This is a genomic window from Candidatus Poseidoniia archaeon, from assembly GCA_030748895.1.
In the GTDB taxonomy this organism is placed as follows: Archaea; Thermoplasmatota; Poseidoniia; order MGIII; family CG-Epi1; genus UBA8886.
This window is the reverse complement of record JASMLC010000011.1, coordinates 1-12,415: the sequence shown is the minus strand read 5'-3', so window position 1 is coordinate 12,415 and position 12,415 is coordinate 1. Positions and strand designations below refer to the sequence as shown.

Here is a 12,415-nt window from a genome sequence, read left to right as displayed (position 1 = left end):
TCAGCCCGATAGCAAGTCCGCCAGCCCCGCCATCTGCGCCGGCGTCAGCACTTCGCCGCGCTCTTGCAGGTGCGGCAGCCGCTCGACCGCCGCGTCGGGGAACTCGAGGCGCAGCGCGTTGCGGACGGTCTTGCGCCGGTGCTGGAACAGCGTCGCGACGACGCGCTCGAAGATGGCGAAGTCGCGGACTTCGTAGTCCGGCGCGCGCCGCTCGAGCCGAACCACCAGCGAATGCACCCGCGGCTGCGGCAGGAACGCGGTGCGCGAGACACGGAACAGCTTGCGGCAGGCGACGTGGTGCTGCGCCATCACCGACAGGCGACCGTACGCCTTCGTTCCCGGCGAAGCGGCGAGCCGGCGGGCGAACTCTTCCTGGAACATCAGCACCGCCCGCCCCCACTCGACGTCGAAGAGGCGGAACAGCAACGGCGACGAGATGGCGTAGGGCAGGTTGGCGACGACGACGTCCGACGGCGGCAGCTCGACTTCCAGCGCGTCGCCTTCGATGAGCGTTAACGCGTCGCCGAAGCGCTGCCGCAGCACCGCCGCCAGCCAGCGGTCCTTCTCGACCGCGACCAGCTTGCCAAGCGGCGCCAGCCGCTCGGTCAGGACGCCGCGGCCGGGGCCGATTTCAAGGATGCGCTCGCCCGGGGCGATTTCGGCGGCAGCAACGATGCGGTCGGCGAGGTTCTCGTCGACGAGGAAGTGCTGCCCCAGCGCCTTGCGGCGGCGTGGGGATTGGTGGGCCGGGGCGGATTTGAACCGCCGATCTTCGCCTTGTAAGGGCGACGTCATAACCCCTAGACCACCGGCCCGCAGATAAGCGCCCGCCCGACGGGACACCCAACTATTTAATGCACGCTCTGGTCCCGCCGCCATGGATTTCGCGGGCGAGCTGGGGCTCTCGCCGAAGCTGGTGCACCGCAACCTTTCGCAGCAGGATTACCGCGATATGGAGCTGCACCGCGGCGAAGGTGTCGCGACCGAGTCCGGCACCGTCGCGGTCGGCACCGGCATCTACACCGGCCGCTCGCCGCAGGACCGCTTTTTCGTGCGGCAGCCGCCGTCGGAAGCGCGCATTGACTGGGGCGCGGTCAACCAGCCGCTCGCGCCGGAGGCGTTCGAGCGGCTGCATGCGCTCGTCCGCGAGGCGATGACAAACGAAGAATTGTTTGTCTTCGACGGCTACGCTGGCGCCGACGAGCGCTACCGGCTGCCGCTGCGCGTCGTGACGCTGCGCGCGTGGCAGGCGCACTTCGCCCACAACATGTTCATCCGCCCGTCGCGCGAGGAGCTGCACGATTTCGCGCCGCAGTTCACGGTGCTCAACGCCATCTCCGCCCGCGCCGACGACTGGAAAGAGCTGGGGCTGAACTCCGAGATTTTCATCGCCGTCAACCTGGAACAGCGGCTCATCGTGATTGGCGGCACCGAATACGGCGGCGAGATCAAGAAAGGAATTTTCACCGTACTCAACTACCTGCTGCCGCTCGAAGGCGTGATGCCGATGCACTGCTCGGCCAACGTCGGCGGCGACGGCGACACCGCGCTCTTCTTCGGGTTGAGCGGCACCGGGAAGACGACGCTTTCGACCGACCCCGCACGGCGACTCATCGGCGACGACGAGCACGGCTGGTCGGACAGCGGAATTTTCAACTTCGAGGGCGGTTGCTACGCCAAGACCATCGAGCTCGAGCGCGCCCGCGAGCCGGAAATCTACGACGCCATCCGGCCCGGTGCGCTGCTCGAGAACGTCGTCGTGCGTGACGACGGCAGCGTCGATTACGCTAACGGCTCGATTACCGAGAACACCCGCGTCTCCTACCCGCTCGACCACATCGCCAACTCCGAGCCGTCAGGCCGCGGCGGCCATCCGCGCAATGTCATCTTCCTGACATGCGACGCGTTCGGCGTGCTGCCGCCGGTCGCGAAGCTGACGCCCGAAATGGCGATGTATCATTTCCTGAGCGGCTACACCGCCAAGGTCGCCGGGACCGAGCGCGGTGTCACCGAGCCGACCGTTACTTTCTCGACCTGCTTCGGCGCGCCCTTCATGCCGCAGCACCCCGCCGCCTACGCGAAGCTGCTGGGCGAAAAGCTGGAGCGGCACGCGACGCAGGCGTGGCTGGTGAATACCGGCTGGACCGGCGGGCCTTACGGGAGCGGGCAGCGCATGGCGCTGGCCGACACACGGCGCATGCTGGCCGCCATTCTGGGCGGCGAACTCAGCGACGCCGAGTTCGCCCCGCACCCGGTTTTCCGCGTACTGGTGCCGCAGGCGGTCCCGGGCGTTGATTCGCGACTGCTCGACCCGCGCGCGACGTGGGCGGACGGCGACGCCTACGATACCAAGGCGCGGGAGCTGGCACAGCTCTTCAATACCAACTTCGCGCAGTATGGCGACCACGCCGGCCTGGATGCGGCGTTCCCGAAGACCGATATTTAAAGAAAATCAGCGACCAGTTCGCGCTCGTGTGCCAGTTCGGCACCCGTCTTCTCGAGGGCGTCGCGGGCGAAAGAATCGTGCTCGATACCTTCCACCACCGCGAAGACTCCGGGGGCGGCGGTGCGCACCGGCAGCCCCGCCCAGACGCCGCGCGGCATTCCGTATTCACCGCGCGAGCAGACCGCCAGGCCGTGGAGCGTCTTGCCGGGTGTGTTGAGCGCACGAACGTGGTCCACCAATGCGTTGGCGGCTGAGGCCGCGCTCGAGAGGCCGCGCGCGGCGATGATTGCTGCGCCGCGCTGGCCAACAGTCTCGAGGAACTCGCCGCGCAGCCACTCCCCGTCGCCGATGACCTCCGGGGCTGGCTGGCCGGCGATGCGCGCGTTGGTCGCGTCGGGATACATGCTGGGGCTGTGGTTACCGTAGACGATGACGTCGCTGACTTCCCCGACGGCGACGCCCGCCTTCTGCGCCAGCAGCGCCGTGGCGCGGTTCTGGTCGAGCCGCATCATCGCGCTGTAGCGCTCCGGCCCGAGCCGTGAGCCCTGCGCAGCGGCTATCATGCAGTTGGTGTTACAGGGATTGCCGACGACGACGACGCGGCAGTCGGCGGCCGCGCGGGCGTCGATGCTTGCGCCCTGTCCGACGAAGATGCGGCCGTTCTCGAGCAGCAGATCGGCGCGCTCCATGCCGGGACCGCGTGGCTTGCTGCCGACCAGAAGGCACCAGTTTGCGCCACCGAACGCCATGTCGGGGTCGGTCGTGGTTATGACTTCTTCGAGCAGCGGGAAGGCGCAGTCCTGCAACTCCATCGCGACTCCGCGCAGCGCGTCGAGTGCCGGCGGGATTTCGAGCAATTGCAGGCGGATTTTGCGGTCGGGGCCGAACATCTCGCCGGCGGCAATCCGCGGCAGCAGGCTGTAGCCAATCTGGCCGGCGGCACCGGTGACGGCGACCGTGGTTGCGGAGGACATAACGGGCGACTGCGGGGATGAGATAAAGGCAATCCTCGCCCGCCTGTCAAACACCCTAAATGCACATAACCCTTTTAGGCCACAAGGGGTGGCAAGGCATGGCACCAGCCGTTACCGACGTCAAGAAGTATGACATGAACCGGCGCATCTACCTTCCCCGCTGGGTCGAGGAGGAACTCAACCTGGTTGCTGGCGAAACCTACGTGACCTTCGTCAAGAGTGGTGACGAGGTCCTCATCAAGAAGGTCGCCATTACCATCGCCTAGCGGCTGTCAGCCCACTCCGCGAGCCGCGCGGCGCCTTCCGCGAGGGCGTCCAGCGAAATCCCGGAAAAGGCGAAGCGCAGGTAATGCTCGCGCTCGCCCGGCAGTGGCCGCCCGAAGTGGTGCCGGCCGCAGAAGCTGACCCCCGTTTCCGCCAGCACCGCCTTGCGGAACTCCTCGGGGTCGTCGAAGCCGGTGCGCTGCAGCAGGCCGGTGACGCGCGGGAAGAGGTAGAAACCCGCCTCCGGCAGGTGCGCGGAAACACCGTCGATGTCGTTGAGCAGCCCCGCCAGCCGGTCGCGCCGCGCGCGCAGCCGGTCGACGAGTGGCGCTGTCGCGTCCCGCGACAGCGCCAGCGCAGCGACGCCAGCGTGTTGGACGAAATGGGCGGTGCAGGATTCGGCGTTGACGTTGAGCCGGTTGATTTCATCGACCAGCCAGCGCGGGCCGATGGCACTGCCCAGCCGCCAGCCGGTCATCGCGAACTTCTTCGAGAAGGTGTAGAGAATCAGCGTCCGCGCGCGCATCCCCGGCAGGCTCGCAATCGAGCGCGGCTCGCCGTCGAACAGGATATCGAAGTACGCCTCGTCGCTCACCACGAGCAGGTCGTGCTCGATGGCGAGCTGCGCCAGCCGCTCCATCTCCGCCGGCGGCGAAGAGGCGCCGGTGGGATTGTTGTAGTTATTGTAGAACAAATGTCGCGCGCCGACGGCGATGCCGGCCTCGATGGCGTCGAAATCAAGCCGCAGCCCGTCGGGCGTATCGACGTAGCCGTAGGGATGCGCAACGCCACCGAAGAACTCGATTTGCGACTCGTAGATGGGGTAGCCGGGGTTGGGGTAGAGTACCGCGTCGCCGCGCTCCATCACCGCGGCGATGTACTTGCCAATGGTGGGCTTGCCGCCAGGCTGGACCGAGACGTTGGCGGCGCCGTAGTCTAGCCCGCGTGCCCCGCCGACGTCGGCCGCCAGCGCCTCGCGCAGCGCGGGAATCCCGGCCGCGGGGCAGTAACCGGTGTGGCCCGCCCCGAGCGCAGCGCTGGCTGCGTCGCGTACCGGCGCGGGAGTCGGCAGGTTCAGGTCGCCGAGATGGAACGGGAAAACGCGGTTGCCGGCGGCCGCGTGCGCACCCGCTTCGACCGAGATGGCCATAGCGGTCTCGGTGCCCAGGCGACCCATGCGAGCGGCGACGCGCGACATGCCGCGGCGACCCCCGCTGCTGTTAAGAGCATTCGGACGCCACTTTTTTGAAGGCGGGCCGGGTGCCGCGGCAATGGACTTCGAGCAATGGCGCAAAGATTTCGCCGAATGGCGACGCGAGAACATGCTGGCGCTGGCGACTGTCGGCACCATCCTTTCGGGCGCACTGGCGCTGGTGGGCGCCATTGGAACATGGTATCGCACCGAAAGCTGGGCGCCGGGCGCCATCCTCGAGGCGCTGGGCGAATACGACATCTGGGCACTGGTCTTCGGCATCGTGCTACTCGCCGTCAGCAGCTACCAGCTCTGGCTGGTGCGCTGGTACATGGCGCGCTTTGAAGAACTAATCGCCGTCAACTCAAAGGCGAATTTTCAGCGCGAGTGGACCGAGCTACAGCAGATGAGCCGCTACCAGCTCCCGAGCCGCTACTGGAAGCGCGCGCTCGAGGCAGGGCGCAGGTTCGGACTCAAGTAATTTTATATACAGGCCCAAAGTGGCGTAATGACAGGTTGACAACCTGAGGTTGACTACCGATGCCACGCAAGACGAAGAAAGCCATAAAAGAGCCCGCAGAAGAGGCGGAAGTGGAGGTCGCAGACCCGCTCGCCGCAGCGCAGGCGGAGCTGGGCGAAGTGCAGGAGCAGCTGCACCGCGTCGCCGCTGACTTCGACAACTTCCGCAAGCGGGTCGAGCGCGACCGCTCGCGCGATGCGCTACGGGCGCGCGGCGCCGTTGCGACGCCATTCCTCGAAGTGCTGGAGACTGCGGCGCAGGCGGCGGAAGCGAGCTACCCCGACGTCGAGGCGGCGGTCGCTGGCCTGACGGGAATCCAGAAACAGCTACAGGCGGCGATGGACGCGCTGGGCCTTGAGGCGATTAACCCCGCCGGCCAGTTCGACCACCGACTGCACGAGGCGCTGAGCGCGGTCGAGCGTGAAGACCTCGAGGAAGAAACGATTATCGAGGTGGTCCAGCCGGGCTACCTCCTGCAGGGCGAGCTGCTGCGACCCGCGCGGGTCATCGTCAGCCGCACACCCCAACCGGCAACAGAAATTGAAACAACGGAGTAAAAATGGCTAAGGAAATCATAATCGGCATAGACCTCGGAACCACGAATTCGGAAGCGGCGCACCTTGAGGGCGGCCGCCCGACCATCATCCCCTCGGCCGAGGGGTCGACCTTCGGCGGCAAGATGTTCCCGTCGGTCGTCGCCTTCACCAGGGACGGCGAGCGGCTGGTGGGCGACCTGGCCAAGCGGCAGGCGGTCCTCAACCCCGAGCGCACCATCATGCGCATCAAGCGCAAGATGGGAACCGACGAGCGCGTCAAGATAGGCAAGAAGAAATACTCGCCCGAGGAAATTTCGGCGATGATTCTGCAGAAAATCAAGGCTGACGCCGAGGCGCATCTGGGACAGGAAATCAGCAAGGCCGTAATCACGGTCCCCGCCTACTTCAACGATAACCAGCGGCAGGCGACCAAGGACGCCGGCCATATCGCGGGGCTCGAGGTCGAGCGCATCATCAACGAGCCGACCGCGGCTGCGCTGGCGTACGGCCTCGACCAGGACCGTGAGGGCGAACACAAGGTCGCCGTACTGGACCTGGGCGGCGGCACTTTCGACGTCACTATCATGGAGATGGCCGAAGGCGTTTTCGAAGTGCTCTCCACGTCGGGAGACACCCTCCTTGGCGGGACCGATATGGACGACGCGATTATCGACTGGCTGGCCGAGAATTTCAAGGCCGATAACGGCGTCGACCTGCGGCAGGACCCCGCTGCGTTCCAGCGGCTGCGCGACGCAGGCGAGAAAGCGAAAATCGAGCTTTCCAGCACGGTCAAGGCGACCATCAATCTCCCTTACATCTGGGCTGATTCGGCTGGTCCCAAGCACCTGGAAGTGGACCTGACGCGGGCAAAGCTGCAGAAACTGGTCGAGCCGGTGCTCGCCAAGTGCGACAAGCCCATCAAGCAGGCGTTCAAGGACGCCAAGCTCAAGCCGGGCGACGTCGACCGCGTGCTGCTGGTGGGCGGGCCGACGCGCATGCCGATTGTCCGCGAACGGTTCGAGAAAATCATCGGCCGCAAGGCGGAGAGCGGCATCGACCCGATGCAGTGCGTCGCGATGGGGGCGGCCCTGCAGGGCGGCGTGATTGCGGGCGACGTCAAGGACGTGCTGCTGCTTGACGTGACGCCGCTGACGCTCGGCATCGAGACCGAGGGGGGCGTGATGACGCCGCTCATCGAGCGCAACACCACCATTCCTACTGGCAAGCAGAACACCTTTTCGACCGCGGCCGACAACCAGCCCAGCGTCGAAATCCACATCCTGCAGGGCGAACGCACTATGGCGGGGCAGAACACGACGCTCGGCAAGTTCATGCTCACCGGCATCCCCCCCGCGCCGCGCGGCGTACCACAGGTTGAGGTCAAGTTCGACATCGACCGCAACGGTATCCTGAACGTCAGCGCCAAGGATTTGGGCACCGGGAACGAGCAGAAAATCGAAATCAAGGCCAAGTCAAACCTGAGCGACGAGGAAATCGAGGCCAAGGTCAAGGAGGGGGAAGCGCACGCCGAGGAGGACAGGAAACTGCGCGAGCTCGTCGAGACGCGCAACCAGGGCGAATCGCTGATTTACGCCACCGAGAAGTCGCTCAAGGAACTGGGCGACAAGGTCGACGAGGAGACCCGCAAGGGCATCGAGGCGGCGAAGCCTGCTCTCGAGGAGGCCATCCGGGGCGACGACCTCGACGCGCTGAAGGCAGCTAGCGAGGCGTACATGACCGCTTCGCAGGTGGTCGGCCAGCAGATGTACCAGCAGGCGGCCGAGGAGGCTGCACAGCAGGCTCCCGGCGGTGAGGGCGACACACCTGCCGCCGACGAGAACGTAGTCGACGTTGACTACGAAGAAGTCGACGAGAAATAGCTGGGCAAACGCTATATCCTGCAGTGCGTCCTATGGCGGGAGAGTAACTCCCATGGGTGTTGGCGAAGATATCAGGGCTGCTCATGAAGCAACCCAGATTGAACGGCGGTTGAAGTCTATCGCCGAAGCCTCGGCGGACCGGCGTATCACCCTCGTACGCCAGCTGCATGACCACTTCGTGCCGCGGCTGGTTCCCAAGTTCCTGCCGCAAGTCACGAAGCTGCTTTCCGACGATAATCCCGCAGTGCGCCATCAGGCGGTGCTGCTGCTGCAGCACCTGTTCGACCTCCATCCCAAAGGCTTCGCGAAAGCGAGCGGACCGCTGGCGGGCCTGGTGCAGGACACCCGCATGGACAATCGCACCACTGCGCTGGAGCTGCTCGACAAGGTCGCCCGCCAGGAACCTAAGGCGGTGCTGCCACAGCTGGCCAAGCTGGTCGAGCGGCTGGACAACCCCCAGCCGGGAGTCCAGGCACCGCTGTTGCAGCTGATTACTGACCTCGGGCGCCGCGCCCCCACGGCGGTAGCGGCGCAGCTGGCGAAGCAGCTCGGCTCGAGGAAGCCGGCGACCGTCCGGAACGCGCTGGCACTACTGGAACAGGTGGCCGAAAAACAGCCGGCAGCGCTCGCCCGCGCGGCACCGCGGCTGGTGAAGCTGCTCGGGCACCGCAATTCTGCTATCCAGAAACAGGCGGGGCTGATGCTGATTTCGGCCGGCGCGGCGGGCGTCGCGGCGGTGCCGCGGCTGCTGCTGCGGCCGCTGACCGCACGCAAGGTCGACCCGGAACTGAGACTGCACGCCATCCTGACCGCGCAGCCGCTGGCTGAGCGCGACCCGGGACTGTTCGCCCCGGCGGTGCGCCACCTCGCGCATGACCTTGGCCACCAGCGCTGGGAGATTCGCGAACAGGCGGCGCTGCTGCTGGGAATCATGGGGCGCAAGAAAATGAGCCTCATCAAGGACGCGGTGCCATCGCTGGTGCACGCGCTCAACGACGGTGACGACCTTGTGCGGACCGCGGCGGCGAAGGCTATGGAGGAAATCAAGGTCTCCTCGCTCGACTACGATGCCCTCCAGAAGGCGTCCGCAGCGCTCGAATCAGCGCGCGGCGTCCTCCATTCGGCGCAGAACTTCGGCGTCGCAACCGGTCAAGCAGATAAGTTGCTGGCGGACGCCGAGAAAGCGTACGGGCGCGGTGACTACCCGAAATGCATGGACTATTCCACACGCGCCGAAGATATCGCGGCGCGTGCTGAGAAGGAGAGTGACCGGGTGAAGGCGGCATTGACCCGCGCCGAGTCAACTATCCAGTCGGTTTCCCACAAAGGCGTCTCGATCGCCGCGGCCGAAGCGTTGCTGGCGGAGGCGGAGAAGCTTTTGGAAAAGCAGCGCTACAAGGAAGCGCATGAGAAGGCAGAGCAGGCGCTCCTGCTCTCACAGCAGCAGGCGGTCGAATCACGGCCCGATATCGTCCTGCGAGGGCGGGTCGAGAGCCCGCTGGTTCCCGACGACTGGAGCGTCCTGTCGCTGGAGCTGGAAAACATCGGCGGCGCGGTCGCGCGGCAGATAACGCTGGATTTCGGCGACAGCTTTGCAACGCGTGGACAGACGCTGTTGCACGGCATGGAGGCGACCGAGAAGCGCACGCTGGAAATCGAGGTCTACCCGAAAGGCAAGGGGCTGGTACCGCTGACGGTGGACGTGGTCTATCACAGCTTCGAGGGAGCTAATTTCCACCAGCAGAAACAGGATATCGTCGAGGTGAATGACTCGACCGAATTCGAGTCGCGCGAGCTCTTTGCCTCGGCAGTCGGCGCGACCGTAGTGCCGGAGACGCAGACCTCTGTCGTCACTCGCCACTTCCACATCGACTGCGACAATTGCGGTGCACGCCTGCCGTCCGACTTCCGCATTTGCGGCAAGTGTGGCGTCCGGCTGCGCGAGCGAGTCGAGCGCAGCGATACCGGCTACCACTGCCTCGAATGCAATTCACCGCTCTCGCTGAACCAGAAGTTCTGCGGCGGCTGCGGTAGCGCGACGCCAGCCAAACCGGAGGCGCCCACTAGCTGCCGGCAGTGCGGCGGTGCGCTGGAGGCCGGGCAGAAGTTCTGCGGCGGCTGCGGCGCGCCGGTAATCCTGGCCTAGACTTCCTCAGCCTCGGCGACCGTGAGCGGCCCGGCCTTGATTTTATCGGCGACGCGGTCGTTGAAGCCGAAGGCGAAGAGGGAAATGATAATCAGCCATTGCACCACCATCGTCAGGATTGTGAAGAGCCCGAGGTCCATGCCGCCAATCGGCGAAGACGAGCTATCCTGCAATTTCTCGTAGATGAAGAAGCCGAAGACTAGCGCGAACTCGAGGGGGAAAGCGTAGCGGATGATGTATTCCCACCACTTGCCGATGTAGAGGTCACTGTATTCGGTGTTGATGAAAGTCTCGCGGAATTCGCTGGTGCCGAACCGCATCACGACAACCGCCACCATCAGCCCTGAGACAATCAGCCCGGTGCCCCAGACGAAGTCCTGGTTGTCAAGGAACTCGAGGCTGTAAGCTGAAGGCAACCCGCAGAGTGCGATGGCGACGCAGATGTACTTCACCGCCTCGTTGCGCTCCCAGCCCATATCAACAAAATTGCGCGCCGCAATCTCGACAGTCGCAATCATCGACGTCAGCGCGGCGAACGACATCGCCAGGAAGAATATGGCGCCCATCAGTCGCCCCGCCGGCATCGCCGCGAAGAGCGCGGTCAGGTGGACGAAGGTCAAGCCGGAGGAGCCGGCCTCGACTGCGGCGAGGCCGTCGGCCGTGGTTTCGGACATGGCGAAGATGGTGCCAAGCACGGCGACACCCGCAATCAGCGAGACCGAGTTATTGCCCAGGCCGGTGAGGAAGGCGTTGAGCGCGATGTCCTCCTTCTTCTTCATCGCCACGGCGTAGGTAATCGCCATCCCGAAGCCGGCCGAAGTGGACCAGGCCGACTGCGTCAGCGCCCGAATCCAGGTTTCACCCCTAAAGAAATAGTCCCACTGTGGGATGAAGAGGAAGCGCAGGCCGGTCGCCGCGCCCGACGGGTTGAGGATAAATGGATAAATCATCGCGATAATCAGGAAGCCGACCAGGCAGGGAATCAGGATGGTATTGGCGCGCTCAATCCCGCGGATACCACCGTAGACTATTACCCCCGAGATGCTGACGGCGATGAGCTGGAACATGACCACTTCCAGCGGCGAATCGTGGATGAAGTTCTCCCACATCAGCATTGTCGCCTCAGTATCGGTCGCGAGGTTGATTTCACCAGAGAGCGCAACCCAGAAGTAGCGAATGGTCCAGCCCATCACGACCGCGTAGTAGAATCCAACCGCGACGCCGACCCACACCATCCACATCCCCATCCAGGTCCAGTTGCGCCCCGCCATGTCGCGCATCGAGCCGATGGTGCCGAGTCGCGTCTTCTTGCCGATGGCGAACTCGGCCATCAGCAGCGGAATCGACCACGCGAAGAGGAAGAGCAACCAGCCAATCATGAACGACCCGCCTCCGTTGGCGGCCGCCTCGCGCGGGAAGCGCCAGATATTGCCAGTGCCGACTGCGGCACCGATGGTGGTCAGAATCAACCCCAGTCGTGAGGAGAACACCTCGCCGCCTCCGGCGGCCGTTTCTTTCAACCGTCTTCCTCCGCCCGCTTGCGCCGCTCCGCAGCGATGGCGAGGTCCACCATGCGGTAGAGCCCGCCCCAGATGACGCCGTAGATGATGACCATCATGAAGCCGACTGCGATGAAGTCCAGCACAGAGTTGCCGAAGCCGATGATGTCGTCGACGAAAATCTTGACAGGCGCGGCAGCTCCGTAACCGGTGTAGACGAAACCGCCACCGAATTCGTTAGCGAGGCGGGAGTCCTGCGCCACAGCGTAGAACTGGATGTGTGTGGAGGATTCGGTGGCGGGGATGTAGGCCCGGAAGACAGATTCACGTTGCGGAATCGTGAGGTTGGGGCTAAAATCCGAGTAATCCCGCGGGTCACAGTCAACGATGCAGGACATGGGCAATTCGTTCCAGGCACCGGCCACCATTTCGGCCGTCCGGTACCGCAGGACCAGCGAATCCTTCAGCATGAACTGGGCGTTCGCTACCTTAATCCTTACCGGCAGCTTGTCATCCGAGTAGTAGTCGCCGAAGTCAACTTCGGTGTCGGACTGGAAGCCTATGCTCTCCCCCTTCGAGAGAAGGGTCAACGACGGCATCAGGGTCTGCTCCGGTGAGTGGATTCCGGGGCCATTAAGGTCTCCATAGTCAGGGAACATCTGCCCAATCCGGGCTTCGGGTGACTCGTCCAGCAGATGCATGTTGGTCAGCAGGTGCATCCGCACGGTGGGGCGGATGAGCAGCGGGTCGGCGTGGAAACCACCCTGCAGACCTCCCTGACTTCCGCAGCTGTTCAGCTCGACGGTGTAGGAAAATGAGCCCTGCATGCCGTAAAGCTGGTCAGTGAAGTCGCCCGAAACCTTGTAGCCACCCTGGTCCTTCCAGTTCCCGTAGCCGGTGGCGGCCATCAGTCCCTTGACCTGGTTTTCCATGTAAAGCTCGTGCGGCGGGTCCTCGT

At 64.7% G+C, this 12,415-nt stretch carries 10 protein-coding genes, 1 tRNA gene and 1 pseudogene; 6 read left to right on the top strand and 6 right to left on the bottom strand.

From position 1 onward, the window contains the following. A pseudogene (gene rsmA / locus QGG57_05375) lies at positions 1-720 on the bottom strand (16S rRNA (adenine(1518)-N(6)/adenine(1519)-N(6))-dimethyltransferase RsmA). Between the two features lie 19 nt (positions 721-739). Continuing rightward, positions 740-815: transfer RNA gene (locus tag QGG57_05370), tRNA-Val, on the bottom strand. Between the two features lie 62 nt (positions 816-877). On the opposite strand from QGG57_05370, the gene pckA reads away from it, so the two are divergent. Further along, positions 878-2,446 (top strand): phosphoenolpyruvate carboxykinase (ATP), encoded by a 1,569-nt coding sequence (gene pckA, locus QGG57_05365; protein ID MDP7007597.1) that lies wholly within the window; start codon positions 878-880, stop codon positions 2,444-2,446. On the opposite strand, the gene QGG57_05360 is transcribed toward pckA, so the two are convergent. Continuing rightward, complete coding sequence (locus QGG57_05360) at positions 2,443-3,420, bottom strand: malate dehydrogenase (GenBank protein MDP7007596.1); 978 nt, start codon at positions 3,418-3,420, stop codon at positions 2,443-2,445. The two genes, pckA and QGG57_05360, sit on opposite strands and share 4 nt — an antisense overlap. Before the next feature lie 98 nt (positions 3,421-3,518). Between QGG57_05360 and QGG57_05355 the strand changes: the two genes are divergently transcribed. Beyond that, complete coding sequence (locus QGG57_05355; protein MDP7007595.1) at positions 3,519-3,686, top strand: hypothetical protein; 168 nt, start codon at positions 3,519-3,521, stop codon at positions 3,684-3,686. On the opposite strand, the gene QGG57_05350 is transcribed toward QGG57_05355, so the two are convergent. After that, a complete protein-coding gene (locus QGG57_05350) occupies positions 3,683-4,882 on the bottom strand; it encodes an aminotransferase class I/II-fold pyridoxal phosphate-dependent enzyme (protein ID MDP7007594.1) in 1,200 nt (399 codons plus the stop codon). The genes QGG57_05355 and QGG57_05350 overlap by 4 nt on opposite strands. 73 nt (positions 4,883-4,955) lie before the next feature. Here QGG57_05350 and QGG57_05345 point away from each other — a divergent pair, with 73 nt between their 5' ends. The 4 genes from QGG57_05345 to QGG57_05330 are packed head-to-tail and all read left to right on the top strand — an operon-like array spanning position 4,956 to position 9,958. Further along, the gene (locus QGG57_05345; GenBank protein ID MDP7007593.1) at positions 4,956-5,357 is read left to right on the top strand and encodes a hypothetical protein; all 402 of its coding nucleotides are present in this window, start codon (positions 4,956-4,958) and stop codon (positions 5,355-5,357) included. A gap of 59 nt (positions 5,358-5,416) precedes the next feature. Beyond that, positions 5,417-5,953 carry a nucleotide exchange factor GrpE gene (locus tag QGG57_05340; protein MDP7007592.1) on the top strand — a complete coding sequence of 179 codons (537 nt, stop codon included), beginning with the start codon at positions 5,417-5,419 and terminating at the stop codon, positions 5,951-5,953. 2 nt (positions 5,954-5,955) lie between these two features. Further along, positions 5,956-7,812: a molecular chaperone DnaK gene (dnaK, locus tag QGG57_05335; GenBank protein MDP7007591.1), complete on the top strand. Its 1,857-nt coding sequence runs from the start codon at positions 5,956-5,958 to the stop codon at positions 7,810-7,812. 52 nt (positions 7,813-7,864) lie between these two features. Beyond that, on the top strand, positions 7,865-9,958 hold the full coding sequence (locus QGG57_05330; GenBank protein MDP7007590.1) for a HEAT repeat domain-containing protein: 2,094 nt from the start codon (positions 7,865-7,867) through the stop codon (positions 9,956-9,958). Here QGG57_05330 and QGG57_05325 read toward each other — a convergent pair. Both QGG57_05325 and QGG57_05320 read right to left on the bottom strand, forming a co-directional pair. Further along, a complete protein-coding gene (locus QGG57_05325) occupies positions 9,955-11,448 on the bottom strand; it encodes a sodium-dependent transporter (GenBank protein ID MDP7007589.1) in 1,494 nt (497 codons plus the stop codon). The genes QGG57_05330 and QGG57_05325 overlap by 4 nt on opposite strands. 26 nt (positions 11,449-11,474) lie before the next feature. After that, positions 11,475-12,415: hypothetical protein (locus tag QGG57_05320; GenBank protein MDP7007588.1), on the bottom strand; the 941-nt coding region annotated here is incomplete at its 5' end.